Here is a 19197-nt window from a genome sequence, read left to right on the forward strand (position 1 = left end):
GATCCGTTCGAGCATACGTGGCCGACCATACAGCAATGGCTTGAGAGCGAGCCCGGGATTACGGCGAAGAAGCTGCATGAACGCCTCGTCGCGATGGCTCCGGCGATGTATTCCAGTGCCCAGCTTCGGACCCTGCAGCGCCGTGTGAAGGCATGGCGATCGAACCGTGCGAGAGAACTGGTCACAAGGATACTTGGTCATGCGGATGCGGTGAAGGCTGGCGCCGCTACGCAGCGCCAGCCTTCACCACAAAACAACGGGTCCGTGACAACTACCCGGGAGTAACATCATCCCGTGAGGCAACACGACCGGACGTAGTCATTGTCGCCGCCCATCCTAATGAGTCGCCGACGTTCAAGGTCGCATAAAGCCGCTTCCAGCACCCAGCAATTTCCTTGCGTGCCTGACCCATTGCTTCGGCCCTCTATATTGAGTCCCGTCAACGACCCGCTTTTCATCTTCGGGGGCCACCGGCATGCCATCATCCGTCGCATTCGCCGCGGCCTCTCTCTGTTTCCTGCTTTCTGCCAGTTCTTCGGCATTTACCTGGTCATCAATCATGATGCACTCCTGCTATGGAAAAAACTGATTCGCCAACGGGCGGTTGGCGTCGCCCCGATAACCGGGACGACGCGACACATCGTAAGGTCGGGTTTTGAATGCTGACGCGGTCGTGGCGCGCGATGTAAGCCGTCCGCGAACACCCACCGGAAAACCGGCGTCTAGGACAATTGCCCTTCGCCCCGGTTTCCAAGTTCGTGTACAGCAGCCAGCGTAAAGAACGTAGAGCGCGTCGAGTGTCGCTCTTTTGTTGCAGCATCTACTCTCTGCAGCAGACTCTCGGGCAGACTGAATTGAACGCTCACGGCTTTCGAGGTAACCCGCGTCAGATTGATCTCGATGAACATCCAGATCCCTTGCCCATCGTCCATGTCGAGCGATTGCAATTCCGATGTACTGCAGGTGGGAGCGGGTATGAGTTGCTCGCTGCGGTCATACATCAGTTCGACAACCTCTTGCGCGTTGCGTTTCAGTTCATCGAACGAATGGCCGCGCGCAACTGCTCGGGGAAGATCGGGAAAACTGGCGCGAAAGCCGGCAACTCCATCACGGTGCACATAAAGCGGATATTGCATGACCTGCTCCCCTCAGTTGCGGGCTGACTCGCATTCGGTATGTCATAGTTCGGTCGCCTCAACCTTGCCATCGACGATGTCTTTGCCGTATTGCATCGCGAGGTCGATGGCGGCGCCCACGGTGGCGGGACTTACCGCGTCGAACAACGTTGCATAGCGCCGAGCCTTGACTTCGCTGGACGGAATGGTGTCGATCCGTACGAACGATGAGAACTGCCTTGGTCCTTTGGCATACGGATCACGATGCAGGGGGAATACCTGGTGAGAGTACGCACGTAGCTCGTACCCTCTGTATTCGAGAGTGGGGATGGTCATGATGGCGCGCTCCTTAAGCGATACTGACCGTCATGAACCGATACCTGTCCGGATGCGAAAAAGGGCGGTCAGGTACATCTGGATCTTTTCACCATGCGCTCAAGGCCGTCGAAAAGCAAACTAAATCTTGACGTGGTGAAAGGGAACGCTTGCGTCGTGCCGGCATCGCCGGGACGACCTGCTCATGCAGGGCATCGTTTCCGTGCTTGCACGCGAGCCGCGCATCGCTATTACCTACGCAATGTCGGGTACCGCGGTACCCGGCGTCCGAGTGCCGGCGCGAGCTTGACGGCTTCCTGCTTCATGCCCTGAGCCCGCATCACCCAGCCGATTGCAGAGCGCATCGCGTTAAAGGCAGCGTCCGCGCGAAAAAGGGGGGTTGTCGCGTTCTATTGGTTATGCAGGTCTGCGCCTGTATCTGTCACAGCCGCGTTACTGCGCGGGTCAAACGCCACGTCGCCGGATTTTGGAAGGGCCGTTAATCGACGAACCCGGAAGAACGCCGTCAGTCTGAACGGCGGTGGACGTGGTCGAACTTCGAACTTCCCGACCCGACCCGTTGCTGACGTTTAGCGGATCGACTTGAATGCCTCAACGTGAACTGCGAACGGGCGCCCAAGCGGGACATCGTCGACGTGCTGACCTGCGTCCCCGCAGTGAGTCATCGATCAGGCTGCAACGTTACCCTTTCACGAAACAGGCTTGCCCGGCATTCCAAGCGGTAGCAATTACCGACGGGGGCATCACGCAGACCGCGTTATTGCCTCTGCGGATGCTCAAGAAAGAATCGCAGCATTTCGGCACTCGCGTCCGGACCGGTGGGGTCGGTGAAGCTGCCCCGCGGATTGCCGCCTGCCCACGCGTGCGGTGCCCCGTGAATAGTCCACAGTTCGGCATCGACACCGTCCGCGGAAACCAGCCCTGAGACGGTATAGGCACGTCGGCCCTCATCGGTCCGGCGCTGTTCGCGGCCTTCACGCGGTCGTGCGTCGAAGCCCTGAACAAGCTGCGTGGCATTCCGTATGTGAACTGTGGCGTCCGCGTCGCCATGAAAGACGATGACGGGCCGTTTCGGTAATGAAGCGGTATCGTGCATGGCATACCGTGCCTGTCTGGGACGCCTGCCGCCCTTCATCGCCGCGAGCGCAGAGGGAAGATCGTGTGCGCATCCTGCCGGAATGCCAGAATGCACACCCGCCGCCGCATAGAGTTCGGGATACGAGCTGATCATAATCGCCGCCATTGCGCCACCGGCGGACAGGCCCGCAACGTACACGCGCGCGGGATCGACGTTATAGGCTGCGACAATTTCGCGTGTTATGCCTGCGATCAATGACGGCTCACCGCGTTCGCAACGCTGATCGTCTGGTTTGAACCAGTTCCAGCACTTCGACGGATTGGCCTGCTGCGACTGCTCCGGATATGCGACAAGAAATCGATGCCGCTCAGCCAGTACATTCATATTTGTGCCTGCCGCGAAATCATCGGCGTTCTGTGTGCAGCCGTGCAGCATCACGATTAATGGCAGCGGCTCGCCGTGGTCCCCTGCGGGCACATACAGTCGATATTGGCGGCGACCCGCGGCATTCGAATGCGCATGCGTGCTGAAATGTCCCCGGTCCTCGACGTCAATGCGGGCTTCTCGCGCGTCGAGCGTTTCGGCTTCCCGTATCGTCGGCGCCTCGAATAGAACGGTGGCGGCTTCCGGCGTTGCGTCCCAAGGCGCTGTTTTGTGAGCGACGCCGTTTGTCTCCCCTCGTAAACTACGTTGTATCGCTTCTGTAGCTTCGGCGGGGCCGCGGGTGCGCAACAACCTCATTGCTTCGCGCATCGAGTTCAGAAAACCTTCATCGAATTTCATCGTATTTGTCCGTTAGCAGGTTGGATATCGGGCGTCGCGCAGCTAGCGGATTCTGTCAGCGAGCGCCGCCTTGACGGCAGCCGATGCGTGAAAGGCTCCCAGCACCACGACGCTTTCGATGGTCGCGAGCGCGAGTTCCGGGGTGACGTCGCCAGCAATGCTGGCCAGTCCCAGCACCTGAATGGTGAGACGCTGATGGGCGGCAAGAACCGCCTCGAGATCCTGCCGCGAAAAATGCTGCAGCCCGAGTACAAGCGCACGGCGCGTCACCGTTTCCTGAACGACCTGTGCGTGAAGCGCAAGTTGATTGCGAATAGCGGTTCGGATCAGGTCAGTCCGGTTCGAATAGAAGCCTTCTTCCACGAGCAGATCGATTTGGCCAAGGTCGACGGGACCGAGGTTGATCGTGATCTTTTCCGATTCGCCGCCTTTCGGACGACTCGTGCTGCGTGCGGCGGTTTTTTCCATACCTCCATCCTACGACCATCCAATAGGATGGTTATAGGCCGGTTTTCGCTGCAGCGCAACATCAATTTTTGACGGCGCCAGGCTTTGCGGCAATTCGCTTACGGTCGTCAAGGTGCCGCGCTGCTACCAGTTCCACTAACGACGCAAGGGCAGTCTCACCTCGGAAAGCTGCCAGTCAAGACTGGCGTCTTCATTGACTTGCCTGGTACGGCGGCCTTGCTCATGGCCGGTGAACGAACTGAGCCGGTCGCGATGGACGTCTCGTATGATAAGAGCTGATTCTTCCGTTCGCTTAGAGACATAGAAGTTCGAGCGCGCGCTGCCCGGGGGGCGGCAACGCGAAGGTGTCGGGCACCACGACGCGTTCTAATGGTCTGCAGCATGCTGGTCGTGAAAACCGCGGTTTGCACGACCAGCCGCGAGTCAGAGCAACAACGGGATTCGGGCGGCAGCCAGCCGGAATGCATCCGGCCGTGAAAATCAATTTCTTCGTTTAAAAGAGCCCAAGTGTGCAGCCGCGCACAGAGCAGAGCCGGCCCGTGTGCGAGGTTCTATGCAGCACTACCCTGCGGCTTTCCGCAGGGAACATTATTTCGCGCTGTAGTGTTGGCCGACGGGATGCTCGAGGCTGATCGCGTGACGGGAACCCGGCCCAGCCGGATTCGGCGGCTAACACGAACAGGGAGCAAATCATGTCACAAAACGCAACCGATCTTCTCAGCCTGGTGAACGAGGTATTTCCCGGTGCAGAAGCAGAGCAGCGCCGCCTGGCGCTTCAGATCATTGCCCCGGGCGTTGCTGATGAGCGCGATGGTGGCTGAGAAACACGAACAGGCGAGAAGGGCCGCAGATCGACCCTGTCCAGACCCTGAATGAGACGCGACCTAATCGGTGGCGTTCAGGGTACACCGGTCATTTCCATAACCAGGTTGTGTTGTTTCCGCAATGATGGATGTCGAGCAACAACGCGGAGTCGCTTCCATGTAGTTGGTTCATTCGACCACGTACCAAGGAACACTAATGAGTAAAAAACCTATTGGAATCACCGCAAAAACGGGGGGGAAGTGCCCGGAAAGCGGTGTCTGGAGATCAATCGACATGCCTTCAACTAAAACCCCTATTGTCGAAGGCAATAGCATGCCTCGTCATGATGGAAAGGTAGTTACCTGGAGGCTTATTCGGTATGTCTGATGTTGCTGGCGATTCTGCCGGCGCGCCTAGGGGGAACGCGGAAGTGCCCGTTGCAGATAGACCGCCGGCCAGCGGAATCGCTCCCGGCCTGTAACGCCAATCCGGGGAAAACCCCTTACAACACCTATCGCGATGTGTTAGCGGTAACCGTCACGTATTGATCTGCAACGGGTAATCGGCGAAATGGCGCGAACGAGGCGTTGGGTGCAGAATGAATGAGCCATAAGAACGAATTCCTGGATATACATACGCGCGCCTCGTCGTAGACGAGTGCGGGCCCCTCGAATGGCGGCCTTGCGGCGCGCGCTCGTAGGTCTTCCGGGCCGCCTGAGTCGCTCGCCATCTAACTCACCGCAGTTGCAGCGCTCAACACCTAGGCCGGGAGATGTTGGCGTTAATCATCCCCGGATGGACGAAGTGGCCGGAATTTACCATGCCGGGGCTCCGGTCAGTTTTTCGAGCCGCACGTTGCTCCAAGGGCCGCTCTCTGCGCGAAACCGCCGCTGGGATGTCCAAATCAACGTGCAAGCGAACGACCGCGGATGGTCGGTGGACTAAACCGCTCGCGCGGTAGGGGTTACGATCCAACGCTGGAGGTGAAGGTCAAGCCGGTCACGCGGTTTATGTTGGCGAACGAGGCAATCCGCCTCGCTCTTCAACAGGAGCCGAATCATGACCTCCTTACCGGCAAACGTCAGCCCATTGCGTCAACGCATGATCGACGACATGCGCATGCGCCAGCTAGCCCCCAAGACGCAGGACATCTATTTGCACATCGTGCGTGAGTTCGCCCGGTTTCTCGGGCGCTCACCTGACACGGCCACCGTCGAGGACCTGCGCCGCTACCAGCTCTATCTAGTCGATCACGGCACATCGGCCGTGTCGCTGAACCACGCGATCACCGGCCTGAAGTTCTTCTTCACGGTCACGCTCGACCGGCCTGAGCTGATAGTCAGGATGCAACCGGTGCGTGTTCCCCGCATATTGCCCGTCGTGCTCAGTCCCGACGAAGTGCGGCGGCTGATCGAGGCAGCCGGCAACCTCAAGCACCAGACTGCGCTGTCGGTCGCCTACGGTGCCGGGCTGCGCGCGAGTGAAGTGGTCGCGCTGAAGGTCACCGACGTCGACAGCGAACGCATGACACTGCGTATCGAGCAGGGCAAGGGCCGCCGCGACCGCTACGCGATGCTCTCGCCGGTGCTGCTCGAGCGTCTGCGCGTATGGTGGCGCATGGCCCGTGCGCAGGGCAAGATGTTTGACGGCGGGTGGCTGTTTCCCGGGCTCGATCCGCTCGACCAGTTAAGCACGCGACAGTTGAACCGCGCCATTCATGCCGCCGCCGAAGCCGCGCACATCGAAAAGCGTGTATCCATGCATACCTTGCGCCACAGTTTTGCGACGCATCTCCTCGAACAGAAGGTGGATATCCGCGTGATCCAGGTTCTGCTCGGCCACGCCAAGCTTGAGAACACCGCACTTTATGTGCAGGTGGCCACCGACCTGCTGCATGAAGTCACCAGTCCACTGGACCGCCTGCCTCCTGGATAAGCCCATACCCCGCAGCATCTCATGCTGGAGGTTGCGGACATCTTCCGCAGCCACGGGCCGGCGTGGCGAGCCACGACACGCCTGAGCCCGGGGCAGCTGAAGGTCATGTCAGCCATCGAACGGTGCCGCACGGCGGCACTGGGCGGACATGTGTTGCGCTGTTCAGGCTGCGCAAAGGCGGAGGTGTCCTTCAACTCGTGCCGGGACCGGCATTGCCCAAAGTGCCAGGCCAGTGCCGCGCACCGCTGGCTGGAGGCACGCCAGACCGACCTGCTGCCTGTCGAGTACTTCCACGTCGTCTTTACGCTTCCCGCACCCATCAGCGCCATCGCCTGGTACAACAAACGGATCATCTACGGCCTGCTGCTCGACATCGCCGCTGACACGCTGCGCACGATCGCCGGGGATCCCAGGCATCTCGGCGCCCAGATCGGCGCCACGCTCGTACTGCACACCTGGGGCTCGGCGCTCACGCATCACCCGCATGTGCACGGCATCGTCCCCGGTGGCGGGCTGTCGCCTGACGGTGAGCGCTGGATCGCCTGCCGCCCCGGCTTCTTCCTGCCCGTGCGTGTCCTGTCACGCCTGTTCCGGCGCCGCTTCCTCGAGGCACTCCAGTCGGCTCACCACCGTGGCGACCTGCAGTTCTTCGGCGAGGATACCGGGCTCGCTGACCCCGCCATCTTTGCCCGCTGGCTTGCGCCGCTGCGCACCTGCGAATGGGTCGTCTACGCCAAGCGACCGTTCGCCGGACCGAAGGCGGTGCTCGAGTATCTATCACGCTACACACACCGCGTCGCCATCTCCAACCAGCGCCTCGTCGCCTTCGATGAGCGCGGCGTGACGTTCCGCTGGAAGGACTACCGCGCGAAGGGACACACCCGCTACAAGACCATGACCCTCGAAACCGGCGAATTCATACGCCGCTTCCTGCTCCATGTGTTACCCGCTGGCTTCCATCGGATCCGTCACTACGGACTGCTCGCCAACCCGGTGCGCCGCGCCAGACTCGCGAGGGTACGCGATCTGCTGCACATCGCACCCGCGACCAGCCCATCACCGGACCACGCCATCATCGAAACCCGGCCCGTCTTTATCTGCCGGCACTGCGGCGCACCGATGATCGTCATCGACATCCTCGCGCGCAGCGCCCCGATCCGCGCACCGCCCATGCGCCGCGATCAGACATGAACTCCACGGCTCCTCGAACTGCCTGTCTAACGTTGGCTTTGCGGCAACGCGGCCCACGAACGGACGTATGCGCGCGTCGCTTTGCGATGTGCTTCGTGCGCCCGTTTCATCATCCCGAATACACAACTGCACCGCGTCGCTATGGCGTTAGTGCCCGACCGGCTTCCCGCCAGACTGTGTCGCACCCGACATCACTGAGCATCCCGGGCTATCAATCGCCATAGCCGCGAAAGCTCCAACCGCATTGGGGCACTCCGCGGTTTCCTCCATCGGGCTTATTCGACGCCTGCCGGCACGCGCCGAGGTATCGTCACGTTCCTGTGGCCGACGGCAGGCATCGAATAACCCTTAACGGTTGCAGCCGGAACTCGTTTTGCGGCTCGATTTCGAGCAACAGACGCAGCCGCGAGACGTGGCTGTCGATCGTGCGGGTGAACTCGCGGAACTCACGGCCCCACACCATCGCGAAGATGTGATCGCGCGACATCACGCGGCCGATGTTGGAGAAGAACAGCGACGCCAGCCGGTATTGCGTGCCGGAGAGTTGCACCGGCTGGCCACGCACCATGACGACTTGACGGTGCGTGTCGAAATGTTATGGCCCCCGCGTCGCCGGATTCTGTCGCAAAAACATAGGCTTACGGGAGCTTTTCGAGGCAAGAACCGACTGTAAAAACAGACTGACACGTCCTAATAAAATCAGCCACTTACCGAGGGTTATGAACAGGGGCGCCAAGGGTCGGCAACTCTCCATCCCCGTGTAGATAAGCGCCGCAAATGTCATGCAACCAGCGTACGCGTGAAGATCGGTAATCCAGTCGCCACCCATGCGTGAATAACTTTGCAAGGGAGTCAGAATCGCAAAGCGCGGAGACATTTAGAAAACTTGGAGCGAGGGCCGCTGAAGCTTGGCCGAGCTCATACCGCGCCAACCAGGCTCCCTGTGCGCCGCTGGAGTCCGTCCACATACGGCCGGACTCGACGAGATGGTCCGTACGCAGCCATTCGCCCGTACGGGCATGCGCCACAAGTTGAGCGACGACCAGATAGCAAAGAAGCTTAACCCGCGCATCGTGATCGAGATTGGTGGGGCTAGTCACGCAGGTCTCCTAGGATCAATTCCCAGATGTTGCCAGATGGAGCCCTGAGACGGCGCTGCGATGCGGCGACGGAATTTCCTCTTAATCGCTAGCTCGTCCTTGGCGAAAAAAAACTTGCAAGCAGCGACTGTTCGCAGTCCCCCGCAGGCCCGTCCGGCGACAACCGGGCCAGAAGCGGACGGTCGACCTCAACGCCTATATCGCTGACAATTGCCATGCCGGTCCGTGATGGCTGGGCGCGGCATAAGGAAAGGTGCGTGGGGAGGAAATTGGCCGATGCGGAGCTGGCGCTATACCGAAGAATGGATAAGCTTCTACACTACCCAATCTGGAGTCGCATAAGGTACTTTGCGCTGCCTGGATCACCGGGAGCCAGGCAGCAGAGTGAGATTCCCGCTGAAGTGGGTAGTATCGCCGGACCGACGCTGAGGATTTAACCGACGCGTCTAGCGCGTAGAGATTGCTTAAGCTCCATCGCTTGCAGTTCCCGCAATCGCTTTTTCCCAAAGAACGTCGCGTACGCTGGTGAGTCCTTCGCTCGCTCAATCCAAATACGAAATAGCTGCAGAACGGCTTCAAACTCCGTGTCGTGAGGGTCCAGCTTACGGAACAGCTGTTCCGCGGAGGCGAAGAACTTTACAAAAGGATGCTCATAAGCTCTGCCTGGCTCCGTTAGCTTCAAAGCCGCGCTGAGCGCCTCCTCCCCTTCTTGAAAATACTTCATGGCTTCCGTTCGGTTTCCGTCCACCAGCTTTGTGGAATGACTCATACATATTGTTCCCAAACTGGTGAACGCGAACGGATGCCGCTCGAGAGAAATCGCCTTCTGCGAATACGAGTATGCCTTTGAGAAGTGCCCGTCAATTCTCGATTCAAGAAGCGCACGCTGATCCCAGTACCGCGAACTCCAGCCAAGAGCCGGCTCGTGCTCCGTGTAAAATTCGAGAGACCGGCGTCCAGTGCTGCGCGAAACCTGCTCTTGATCCAGAACCTCCCGAAGAATGAGGTGCGCGATGCCTTTTGCACGGATTACTCCGGGATTAACGAGCGGCGCCAATGCTTGCACTACCGAGGACATTGCCCGGTAGCGCTCCTCATCGGTAAACAAGTCATCCCAAGCATACTCGCTGAGGATACGATGTCTAAGCCGAATACCGGTGTAGTCACGAACAAGGACGCCATGAGCCGTCAGGTGCGTATCAAGAACATCTTGAAATGGTCCGAATTGGAGGCCGCTAGCCGCTAACGCAGCCCGAAGAGGTAATGAAAAACCAAAACGATGCACGCAAATAACGCGGGCGAAGAATTCCCGGTGGCTTGAATCGCTCAGTGCAGCAAGGACGATCTTCCTCACCCGCTGCCGTATAGGCTCGGAAAACTCGATATAGGCGATGCATTGCAGGAGCTCCGATTTGCAGCTGTGTGTGAGCTCCTTTATGATGTTTGCATCGGACTTGCCAATGTTTTTGCCAAGTCGAGAGGCGCGGCGTCGCCTCTGCACCAGATGAACGATATCTCCCTTTCGAAGCGGGTCCAGCCGGAATTCATGCCGAAAATCATCGCCGACATCAATCCTAAAGCCACGCAGGCGTGAGCTTCTGAGCGAAAGAAATATTCGCGCGTGCTTGCCTTTGGCCTTGGCACGCTGCAGTACCTCGCCTATTGCTTGTAAGTGGTTTGCAGCATCATCGACAAATAAGATCGCTCGATCGTCGACCGACAGATAGTCGCTAACAATCTCCGCATTGAAACCTTCCTCATGACGAAACCAGAATGGCTTGAGTCCTTTGCGAAGAGCTTCACGCGCAACCCGGAACAGCGCTGCCGATTTGCCCGACACGTGATCCCCGTGTAAGAGAACTGCGTAACGCGTAGCGCTCTGCTCAAGAATGGCAGCAGCCTTATCGGTAGCTTTGAAGGCAGAATCAAGGCTGTCCAGGATGTCCTTCCAAGTTGGCTCGTCGCCGCCATAGAAATCAGTTCCATCGATTGCTTGTACCGAGCCGTCTTTCGTATCAAGTCGCCTGAACTCCGAGAGGAAGCGCGCGTATGTGCCAGGTTTAAGCCGAGAAGACACTGCGTCCGCAGTACTGCGGTAGTCGTTCAGCTCGCGCAGGGCGATCGTGAAGAATTCTTCGAGTGGACAGACGACGGGAATGAGATTAAACCGTCGCATTCTGCCCTTCTGCCCTTCGTCTAGACCGTAAGAAACGATGAACGAAGGAAATCCGACCGCACGTGAAAAGTTCTTGGAGCGAATGGCCTCAGAGATATCAACTTCTTCAGCGAGCGTGGCGCCACATACGATGAAAGGGCCTTCAAGATAATGAGTTTGAAAGGCGGAATGCCATTGCTGGGCACTGCGGGTTGCACGTGCGTATTCCAGAATGGAAAAGACCAGACCGTCGAGCGGGCCGCCGAGGTCTGAGGCACGTCCGTGCAGGTAAACTACCTGTTGCTTGTTTGGCGTGATTTCGAGGGGGGCAATCTGTTCCTTCCAGTCGAAGGACGCCAAGTCCCCAAAGATATTTTGGTCCCTATCGAATTCAAACGCATTGGTCAGGACGTCATCAATATTGAATGTCCAGATTCGCTCCCATTGAAACCGGAAAATCTTGTTCTGCCAAGTCGAATCGCACCCAATGAAGCGCGCCCGCAACCAACGCTGGAACCCAACCTTATCGGCACTTTCTGCTTCTTCGTATGCCAAGGGCAGCTTTTTAGCCTCATCCGCGCTCAGTTTGAGCCCAAAGTCTTTTGCGATTTGTTGTGAAAGTGTAGCCCCGTCCTTAAGCTCAACCCCGTCGCCTCCCTTGCAGCCGTAACTCGCACCAGCGCCGAGTAGCAGGTTGTATTTGCCCTCATGTAGGCCCCGAAGTAGTTGCTCTCGGTCGGTCGGCGTGAGCCCAAGGTCCGTTAGCGTTCTCATTCTTACCCCCTCATTACCAAATGCTCTCAGTTATTTTGATGCCAGGTATCGCAGTCGCCCCGCGAATTTCCGGACGGTTTGCCGGCGCAACGTGGCCACGTGTAGCACTGGCGAGTGATGATATTAGCGACTTTCCGCTGCCGCCGGTGAGGTTCGCTCTCGACAAGGCGAATCCATCCGAGCGATGCGATAGGTGAAGTCAATAAGCGCCTAATCTATCGGGACGTATTGATTAGCATTCCACCGGGACGCTTTGAATGGCGGCTTTCTGCGAGCTCGGATGGCCACTCCGGGTCGGGTTATGCCTGTCGCATGAGGCGCGCTAGAGACGAGTGCCGCACCGGATCGCCGCACCGGATCGCGGGACGCAGATCGTTTAGGTTTGTTCATCTGGCCGTGAGCGGTCAGTTAATCCCTGGCCTGGAGAGCATCCGCGCTACGCCTGTAAAGGCCGTCATATGCGGGATTGTATTCTTTGAGTCTAGAGCTCTCTCGCCTTCGAATCTTTCCCGGAATGATCGATGGATTGCGAAAGAGTGATGCCAATATAGGTGATACATGCGGCAGAATCGATTAACTCGGTCCCTCCCGCCAGCGTGGCGGCAAGGCAACAGCTCCTTCGAATGATCGACGGCGCTCACTTCGGTTAACAATAGTTGACCGAATGCGAGATAGCCAACGGTCGACGGTTCTCCCGGAAATGGTAAATTCATACGAAAACCACACCTCCGAGAGAACATATGGCCCGAGCCATGATCTGCGTCGGCGACACGACGACGCACGGCGGACGCGTGCTAGAGGGCACCGGGATCGCCACCATTGACGGGAAACCCATCGCAGGCGTCGGACACAAGGTACTTTGCCCGCAATGCAAGGGGGTCTTTCCGATCCTGCCCGCCACGGTGCGGCGATACCCGCACACCTTTGATGGACGGGAAACCGCCATCGAAGGTATGAAAACCGCGTGCGGAGCGACGCTAATCGCCTCACAGTCATCCGCGACGCTCGACGACATCGGAACTGGCGAAGCGACGACTGGCGGCGCGGTTGCGGCCGTCGCCGCCACTGCAATAGCGCTTTCGCCCTCGCCGACGCTGTGTCTCGAGTGCCTGAAAGCTGCGGCCGAGAATGCCGCAACGATGATCGCGCGCGGGTAGAACATGACCGAAAATTCGATCGAAGCTTTTTTCTTCCAGCGTCAACAGCAGTTGACCATGCAGGTGCATCTGTATGCCCTTGTCGATGGCCTTCTATATGCTGACGCGGCCGACGGGTCATCACCCCAGCGATCGCAGTCGGCCGTAGCCGTGTTCGACAGCACACAGGACGCGTCGCTGGCCGATGCCGGCCCGTGGCTGGTCGACTACGAGCGAGCGCCCGACAATACCCGTCAGACTCTTTCCGCAATGGCCAGCAGCTCTACCGGCGTGTCCTGGCTGATTAGCGGATATCCGCTTGAATCGCTGGCCGACGAGCTGCGCAGTCGACTCGATGCGCGATTGCCGGATGGACGCACTGCCCTCCTTCGGTTCTACGACGCACGCATCATGGCCGATATTGCGTCGCTGATGGAATTCACGCAGCGCATGCAGTTCTTCGTCTCGACATTTGACTGGCTCGTCGAAGTGAACGGCAAATTGCAGGGAGTACACCCGCATGCTTGAGCTGACAAGCGAACAGGTCGCCGGCCTTGCCGGGATCGACGCACGCGGATATGTCGAGCGCGTCAAACAGGATCTTGTCAAAGCTGATCCGAAACTTGCCGATGACAGCACGCTGTCGACGCGTCTCTGGAACGCATACGTTGTCGCGCGTCAGCTCGGCATCCAGGCAGACGAAAACGTCGAGGCGTTTCTCCACATCGAAGCATACGCCCCGAGCTTCTACACAAAGCCGGCGACACGTGCGTGGCTCACCCGCCCCGACCGATCGCCGGACGAACGCTTTCACGACTATTTCCGTGTCATGAAATGGCGCATCGAACACCCAGAATACGACAGGAGATCACCAGATGGCGGGGTTCGCGGTACCGATAATAGAAGCAGCAGCGGCGGAGCTTGGGCCGGTATTGGCGCGAGCTGGCGTCGCCTTGTTGGGCGGGCTCGGCCTCGCGGGAACGGCGAGCCTGTCTAGCGATACGCCGAAGGACGAGAGTAAAGCCAGGACCGACGCCAAGTCCGTCCCGCGCACCGGAGAGAAATGCAAAAAATGCCCGCCGGAAGAATCCGGACAGCCTCTACGCAGAAACCATCACATGTCTGCACATGCTCGAACGTACCAAGGCCGCATCACCGGGCGGCCGTACAGCGTCGAGGAGGGGTGGAGCGAGGAATGGGTGTGGCTCGGAACTGATTTCGACGGGTTCGTGCCAGCCGAATGCTTGCTGCAAGAAGCAAAATCGCGCTACGCCAAGTTCCTCGAGCGCGACGAGAACGGAGAACTCCAGCCGCGTGAATGGTTCGACGGATATGAAGACCTTCAAAATGCCTTGATCCGACAAGCAAAAAAGGTGAACGCAAATCCTCCGGCTCGTCTCAAATGGTACTTCGAAGAGGCCGATGCGTGGGAGTTCATGCTTCCCTACCTGACCACTTACCAAGTACAGTCCGTCGTACAACCGTAACCCGAGACGATCATGGATTTCAGGCTTCAATTTAAGGACGCAACACTCGATCCCATGAACTTCGAAGAGGCGCTGTCGCGAATTCATGTTGTGACGACCGGGTTGGCCGAGATCGACCAGAAGTTTAATCGCTGGTATGCACGCGGAAAAAGCCGCGACGAAGCGTTGCTCTACCCCGCGTTCGAAGACGGGGCACCGTCAACAGCAATCCTTGCCGTACTGAAGCACAAATTTGCGGCAGATCCGACGACGACGTATGTGGCGCTTTGGGACGGCAACGAAGGCGACTCGCGCGGTGCGACACTCGCGTGTCATCTCAACGAAGCGGGCATCTATAACTCGTTTGAGTTATCGCTGGCGGATTCAGCGATCCTCAGCAATCTCGATGCGGTACTGAAAATCGTCGGCTCCCTTGTTAAGGCATTTAATCCGGCGTATGTCACGGTCTCTCCACGAAGCTATGTAGCAAAGCAAGTGTTTGATGATAAGCCCGGCGTCGGCTGGATGCTGTACCTGCCAACCGTGATAACACAGCAGCAGGTTCCGGAAGCACGTGAGATTGTTCCGGTCCCGGAGGCTGGCAAGGCGCAGACCGGCACGATCGTCGTCAGCACAACTGACGCTCCTTTCTCGATGAAGAACCCCGAGCACATCGAGACAGCAAATCGCATCGAGGTCCGGCTCGTCGATCAGGATCTCCTGCCCGCCTTTACGGACCTGTAAGTGCAATGCCGGCGCGATCCGTTGCGCCGGCACCATCGATTAGAACAGCCCCACGGGCCGCGCCGCGTCATCCCAACTGAAAATGATCAGTTCGTTGCGATCGACGCCCTTCCCGCCCCCGACCGTATACTGAATCGGCACGGTCTCGATGTGAAACCCCTCAAACGCGCGCCAGATGTCCGGGTGGTCATTCAGGCTCACGATCGCGCGCCCCTTGATCGCACGCAGCCTGGTCGCCATTTTCTCGTATTCGGCGAACGGAAACGCGACACCATAGCCTTCGGTCTCGTAATATGGCGGATCCAGATAGAACAGCGTATGCGGCCGGTCGTATTTGTCGATGCACGTCTTCCAGTCGAGCCGCTCCACAAACGTGTTCGACAGACGCAGGTGTGCCGCTGACAGTTCCTCCTCGATGCGCAACAGGTTCAGTCCCGGCGGCGTTGTCGTCGCCGTGCCGAATGTCTGCCCTTCCAGCTTCCCGCCAAAGCAACTTTTCTGCAGGTAGTAGAACCGGGCCGCGCGCTGGATATCGGTCAGGGTCTCCGGGAGCGTCTGTTTGAGCCACTCGAACACCTGCCGGCTGGTGAGCGCCCACTTAAATTGGCGCACGAACTCCTCGAGGTGATGCTGCACGACGCGGTACAGGTTCACCAGCTCACCGTTGATGTCGTTGATCACCTCGACCTTCGCCGGCGGCCGCATGAAGTACAACGCGGCGCCGCCAGCGAAGACCTCGACGTAACAGTCGTGCTTCGGGAAACGCGGGATGATGTGATCTGCCAGACGGCGCTTGCCGCCGATCCAGGGGATGATGGGATTTGCCATTGTGAAAGCCGTTTTTAAACTTGGTGTAGAATCCGGCCCGCCTACCGGTAGGTAGCAGGGCCCTGGCTAATTCACTGGCTACAGCAGTGGAAAGGTGGCCGGGAGCATGCGTCAACATGCTTCCGGTCGCCCTGTCTTTCCTGCGCACAAAGCGCGGTCAAAGTAACTTTGTGCTGTGCGCGTCGGACGCTGATTGCCCGCGATACAGGCACTGGGAATAGAACACCGGAACGGCAGGGGATGCGTTCACGCAGCCCCGTCCCGCCCGCTCGCGGCCGGATCCGTACGAGTCACCACGGTGTCCGGCGACACGGCAAACTGCGTGATCGCCGCGGCCTGCCTGTCCGCGCGCGACGACGAGCCGAAGAAGTATTCTTTCGAGCCGAGCACCATCGCGATCAGAATCCCGAACAGCGTATCGAGCGCGCGCATCACGCCGTCGTCGAGCCGGATCTGTCTGGCCGCCAGCAGGAACTCGAGACCAATCACCGCGAAGAGCGCGACCGTATACATATAGGCGAGGTTGCGCGCCGTATGGTCGTGCTCCGCCGCCGCAAAGTTGCGGGCGCTTGCGCGATCGTCGGCCGCGATTCTGTCGGCCTGCACCTGGATGCCGGCCATGTTCTCCGCGTGCGTGAAACCCGCCTGCCGCATTTTCAGCGCGAAGTCATCGTCGGCCTGCCTGAGCGCCAGTAACTGCTCAGGCGTCATCTGCTGGCCGGTCAGCGCGGACGTGACTGCGTCCACTGAACCATCGGTGAGACCGAGCTTGCCGGCGATCGCCGAGGCGGCCATTGCGGCGATGCCGGGTACGCCACCGGTCAAGGCCGTGACGAGCCACGGCGCGACTGTTTTCAGGACATCCATCATGCGCTCACCCCCAATGCACGATTGAGCTGCCAGCCGTATTCGAACGTCTCGTTCTCGACGCGCTTTTCGGCACACTCGATGTAATAGACCGACTGCTGCGCGGTCACCATGCCCAGCAGCACCCGATGACCGTCCGCGCCGCGCGCGGCGAGGAAGGCTTTCAGCGCCGCGACCGTCATGGCGCCCATGCCGCCGTCGACGGCGATATCGGCGAATGCACGCTGGTTCTGGTTCAGCACGTTCAGCGCACGTTGCAGGAAGCGCACGCCGGTCGCCGGCCCGGCGTTCACGCCGATATCGAACAGCTTCTCGGCGAGCACCGGCGAGACCGCGTCGACCAGATCAAACTTCGGCTGCTGCCAGTAGCGGCTGCGATAGATCTGCGCGGCGGTCGGTCGCGGCATGTCGCGCATCGCGCCGGTATAGCCGAACGCGCGGGCGACCGCGGCAGTCACGCCCCACATCGTCTCGCCGCCGGCATCAAGCGCATTGTTCGAGTAGCCGCCCTCGCGGCCGATCAGCGCATCGATTTTTTCGTCAAGTGTCATTGTTTCGTTCCCTGTCTGGTTTCCCGCGTCATGGTCTGTTCCAGCACCTCGAGGCGCTGCTGCTGCAACCGGTTGAGGATGTCGCCTTCGTTGATATGGGTGAACACCCACACGATCGAGCCGACGAGGAACGTCTGCACGATGCCGAGCACGATCCCGAGCACCCACATCGCGCCCCTCGCCGTGTTCTTCATCGCCGCCACCCGGTCGTCGACGCCGCCGATCTGCGCCTCGAGCGCATCGCGTTCCTTCTTCCCCTCATCCACACGCGCCCACAGCAGCTCGATATCCTTGCGCGCGTTCTGGTTGTGAATCGACATCTGCGCGAGCGCACGATCGAGCGCGGCGACCGGCTGCACCGATGTCTTGATGTCCTCGAGGCTTGCCGCGACGCTGCGCAGCTGCTCGCCGAAACGCGCGATCTGCACCGCCAGATCGTTGTTGTGCTGTTCACCCATCGGGCCCGTCCGTCCAATAAAAAAACCGCCTCGCGCGAAGTGCGGGCGGTTCGTTTTCGTGCTGGTTGCTGTCCTGCTGGTTCTTGTCTTCTGTCAATCGCGTCAGTGCGGCGGCGCCGGCACCACGAGACTGATCTTCCTGCCCTTCTTTTTCCCGTGCCCGACCTTCGCCTTGCCCCGGTTGCCGGCATTCAGCTCGACCTGCGTTTCCCAGCTTCGCCCCGCGTAGGTGTTCGTCACGGACTCGACGAGGAAATCGCCGTCCGCCTCCTTCTTGAAGCCCCTGAGCGTCACCGTCTTCTCGGCCGCAAAGTCCGCCCGGCCGGTCATCGTCATCGTGCTTTTGGCCGTGTGGTGATTCAGCTTCTGCAGACGGGCGTTCGCGGCCGCCTTCGCGGCCTCGGCGCTCGCGAACGCATGCCGCTCGGTGTGCACCGCGGATGCACCGGGCGGCGCATCGGGGTTCGGGATCGTCAGATCGATTTTCTTTCCGGTCTTAGTGTCATGCACCTTCGTGCGCACCGCGACGAAGCTCGCGCGATCGGGAAACGTGATCTCGTAGTCGAGCAGCATGTCGGGCGTGAGCGTGATCACGGGCAGCGGCTTGCCGCTCACGCTCCGGCCGGCACCACGACCGGCGACGATCAGCCTGCCTGCCTTTACCGTCGCTGTGGCACCATGCTGCCGGGCAAGACGCGTGATGAAGTGCAGATCGCTCTCGCCGAACTGGTCGGCACGCGGCACCTGGGCGTCGACACTGCATGCGGCCGTCCACCGGTTGCGGCGGGCCACGTCACCGACGATGTCCGCGAGCTCCACGTTCTCCCAGCTACCGTACCGGTGCGTTTTCGCAGTGGCGCGCATGTTCGCCGGTTTGCCGCGGATTACGACGGATGCGGGCGGCCCCTTGAGCGCAACCTCGTCGACCGCGTACTCGCCCATGAACGACAGGCCCCTGCCGCTCCAGCCGAGCGAGATTCTGAGCGTCGCGCCCTTGGGCGGAAACTGGATCCTGCCGTCGCGATCATCGAGCTCGATCTCGCACTCGTCCGACTCAAGCCCCGGTTTGTCCACCGTGCGGATGCGCAGCACGCGATCCTGGATCACGCGCGTGATGTCGTCGCCGTTCGCGACGATCTGGAATATGGCCTGCATAAGTCTTCCCTAGGTCCAGAGCTGGACCGGTTCATCACGCTGCACGTCGAGGTCGGGCAGCGTGATGAGGATTCCCGCGGCAAACGGCTGCGTGCGTGCGGCGAGCCCCGGATTTGCCTCGTACACCGCCTCGACCACGCCCGCGAGCGACCCGTAGAACGCGTAGCAGAGCTCGTCGAGCACGTCGCCGTCAGAGGTTCTTATAGTCTTCGCCATAGCGGCCGAACTCCAGGCTGAAGGTCTGTTTGCGCGG

The 19197-nt window shown here is 59.7% G+C and carries 20 protein-coding genes and 2 pseudogenes; 9 read left to right on the plus strand and 13 right to left on the minus strand.

Features of this window, described 5'->3' with window-relative positions:
• A pseudogene (locus BUE39_RS35725) lies at nucleotides 1–285 on the plus strand (transposase); the annotation flags it as partial.
• 69 nt (nucleotides 286–354) lie between these two features.
• On the opposite strand, the gene BUE39_RS29690 reads toward BUE39_RS35725, so the two are convergent.
• The 5 genes from BUE39_RS29690 to BUE39_RS29710 form a co-directional block, all read right to left on the minus strand.
• The gene (locus BUE39_RS29690) at nucleotides 355–561 is read right to left on the minus strand and encodes a hypothetical protein (protein ID WP_073432237.1); all 207 of its coding nucleotides are present in this window, start codon (nucleotides 559–561) and stop codon (nucleotides 355–357) included.
• 161 nt (nucleotides 562–722) lie between these two features.
• On the minus strand, nucleotides 723–1136 hold the full coding sequence (locus tag BUE39_RS29695) for a type II toxin-antitoxin system HicB family antitoxin (protein ID WP_073432238.1): 414 nt from the start codon (nucleotides 1134–1136) through the stop codon (nucleotides 723–725).
• 42 nt (nucleotides 1137–1178) lie between these two features.
• Nucleotides 1179–1451, minus strand: coding sequence for a hypothetical protein (locus tag BUE39_RS29700; protein ID WP_073432239.1), 273 nt, complete (start codon nucleotides 1449–1451; stop codon nucleotides 1179–1181).
• Nucleotides 1452–2208: 757 nt separating this feature from the next.
• A complete protein-coding gene (locus tag BUE39_RS29705) occupies nucleotides 2209–3312 on the minus strand; it encodes an extracellular catalytic domain type 1 short-chain-length polyhydroxyalkanoate depolymerase (RefSeq protein WP_073432240.1) in 1104 nt (367 codons plus the stop codon).
• 42 nt (nucleotides 3313–3354) lie between these two features.
• Complete coding sequence (locus BUE39_RS29710; protein WP_073432241.1) at nucleotides 3355–3780, minus strand: CopG family transcriptional regulator; 426 nt, start codon at nucleotides 3778–3780, stop codon at nucleotides 3355–3357.
• 692 nt (nucleotides 3781–4472) lie between these two features.
• Here BUE39_RS29710 and BUE39_RS35955 point away from each other — a divergent pair.
• The 3 genes from BUE39_RS35955 (at nucleotide 4473) to BUE39_RS29720 (ending at nucleotide 7710) form a co-directional block, all read left to right on the plus strand.
• The gene (locus tag BUE39_RS35955; RefSeq protein WP_268802009.1) at nucleotides 4473–4601 is read left to right on the plus strand and encodes a hypothetical protein; all 129 of its coding nucleotides are present in this window, start codon (nucleotides 4473–4475) and stop codon (nucleotides 4599–4601) included.
• A gap of 1042 nt (nucleotides 4602–5643) precedes the next feature.
• Nucleotides 5644–6519 (plus strand): site-specific integrase, encoded by an 876-nt coding sequence (locus tag BUE39_RS29715; RefSeq protein WP_073432055.1) that lies wholly within the window; start codon nucleotides 5644–5646, stop codon nucleotides 6517–6519.
• Nucleotides 6520–6540: 21 nt separating this feature from the next.
• On the plus strand, nucleotides 6541–7710 hold the full coding sequence (locus BUE39_RS29720; protein WP_073432054.1) for an IS91 family transposase: 1170 nt from the start codon (nucleotides 6541–6543) through the stop codon (nucleotides 7708–7710).
• 310 nt (nucleotides 7711–8020) lie between these two features.
• Here BUE39_RS29720 and BUE39_RS29725 read toward each other — a convergent pair.
• A pseudogene (locus BUE39_RS29725) lies at nucleotides 8021–8302 on the minus strand (winged helix-turn-helix domain-containing protein); the annotation flags it as partial.
• A 941-nt stretch (nucleotides 8303–9243) separates the two neighbouring features.
• Nucleotides 9244–11739 carry a P-loop NTPase gene (locus BUE39_RS29735; RefSeq protein ID WP_073432243.1) on the minus strand — a complete coding sequence of 832 codons (2496 nt, stop codon included), beginning with the start codon at nucleotides 11737–11739 and terminating at the stop codon, nucleotides 9244–9246.
• A 740-nt stretch (nucleotides 11740–12479) separates the two neighbouring features.
• Between BUE39_RS29735 and BUE39_RS29740 the strand changes: the two genes are divergently transcribed.
• The 5 genes from BUE39_RS29740 (at nucleotide 12480) to BUE39_RS29760 (ending at nucleotide 15085) form a co-directional block, all read left to right on the plus strand.
• Nucleotides 12480–12896 carry a PAAR domain-containing protein gene (locus tag BUE39_RS29740; protein WP_073432244.1) on the plus strand — a complete coding sequence of 139 codons (417 nt, stop codon included), beginning with the start codon at nucleotides 12480–12482 and terminating at the stop codon, nucleotides 12894–12896.
• A 3-nt stretch (nucleotides 12897–12899) separates the two neighbouring features.
• A complete protein-coding gene (locus BUE39_RS29745; RefSeq protein ID WP_073432245.1) occupies nucleotides 12900–13403 on the plus strand; it encodes a DUF4123 domain-containing protein in 504 nt (167 codons plus the stop codon).
• Nucleotides 13396–13872 carry a hypothetical protein gene (locus tag BUE39_RS35730; RefSeq protein WP_073432277.1) on the plus strand — a complete coding sequence of 159 codons (477 nt, stop codon included), beginning with the start codon at nucleotides 13396–13398 and terminating at the stop codon, nucleotides 13870–13872. Before BUE39_RS29745 ends, BUE39_RS35730 begins: the two co-directional genes overlap by 8 nt.
• A gap of 121 nt (nucleotides 13873–13993) precedes the next feature.
• Complete coding sequence (locus BUE39_RS29755; protein ID WP_318268438.1) at nucleotides 13994–14362, plus strand: restriction endonuclease fold toxin 5 domain-containing protein; 369 nt, start codon at nucleotides 13994–13996, stop codon at nucleotides 14360–14362.
• A 12-nt stretch (nucleotides 14363–14374) separates the two neighbouring features.
• Nucleotides 14375–15085: an immunity 52 family protein gene (locus BUE39_RS29760; RefSeq protein ID WP_073432247.1), complete on the plus strand. Its 711-nt coding sequence runs from the start codon at nucleotides 14375–14377 to the stop codon at nucleotides 15083–15085.
• Between the two features lie 39 nt (nucleotides 15086–15124).
• On the opposite strand, the gene BUE39_RS29765 is transcribed toward BUE39_RS29760, so the two are convergent.
• From BUE39_RS29765 to BUE39_RS29790, 6 genes are all read right to left on the minus strand, one after another.
• The gene (locus BUE39_RS29765; protein WP_073432248.1) at nucleotides 15125–15913 is read right to left on the minus strand and encodes a DNA adenine methylase; all 789 of its coding nucleotides are present in this window, start codon (nucleotides 15911–15913) and stop codon (nucleotides 15125–15127) included.
• A 246-nt stretch (nucleotides 15914–16159) separates the two neighbouring features.
• On the minus strand, nucleotides 16160–16783 hold the full coding sequence (locus BUE39_RS29770) for a hypothetical protein (protein ID WP_073432249.1): 624 nt from the start codon (nucleotides 16781–16783) through the stop codon (nucleotides 16160–16162).
• A complete protein-coding gene (locus BUE39_RS29775) occupies nucleotides 16780–17331 on the minus strand; it encodes a glycoside hydrolase family 108 protein (RefSeq protein WP_073432250.1) in 552 nt (183 codons plus the stop codon). Before BUE39_RS29775 ends, BUE39_RS29770 begins: the two co-directional genes overlap by 4 nt.
• Entirely contained in the window at nucleotides 17328–17789 is a 462-nt protein-coding gene (locus tag BUE39_RS29780; protein WP_073429456.1) for a hypothetical protein, read from the minus strand. Before BUE39_RS29780 ends, BUE39_RS29775 begins: the two co-directional genes overlap by 4 nt.
• Before the next feature lie 102 nt (nucleotides 17790–17891).
• On the minus strand, nucleotides 17892–18944 hold the full coding sequence (locus BUE39_RS29785) for a phage late control D family protein (RefSeq protein WP_073432251.1): 1053 nt from the start codon (nucleotides 18942–18944) through the stop codon (nucleotides 17892–17894).
• Between the two features lie 9 nt (nucleotides 18945–18953).
• Entirely contained in the window at nucleotides 18954–19160 is a 207-nt protein-coding gene (locus BUE39_RS29790; protein WP_073432252.1) for a tail protein X, read from the minus strand.
• Nucleotides 19161–19197: the final 37 nt, after the last annotated feature.

The sequence above is a fragment of the Paraburkholderia terricola genome (genome assembly GCF_900142195.1).
Classification (GTDB): domain Bacteria; phylum Pseudomonadota; class Gammaproteobacteria; order Burkholderiales; family Burkholderiaceae; genus Paraburkholderia; species Paraburkholderia terricola.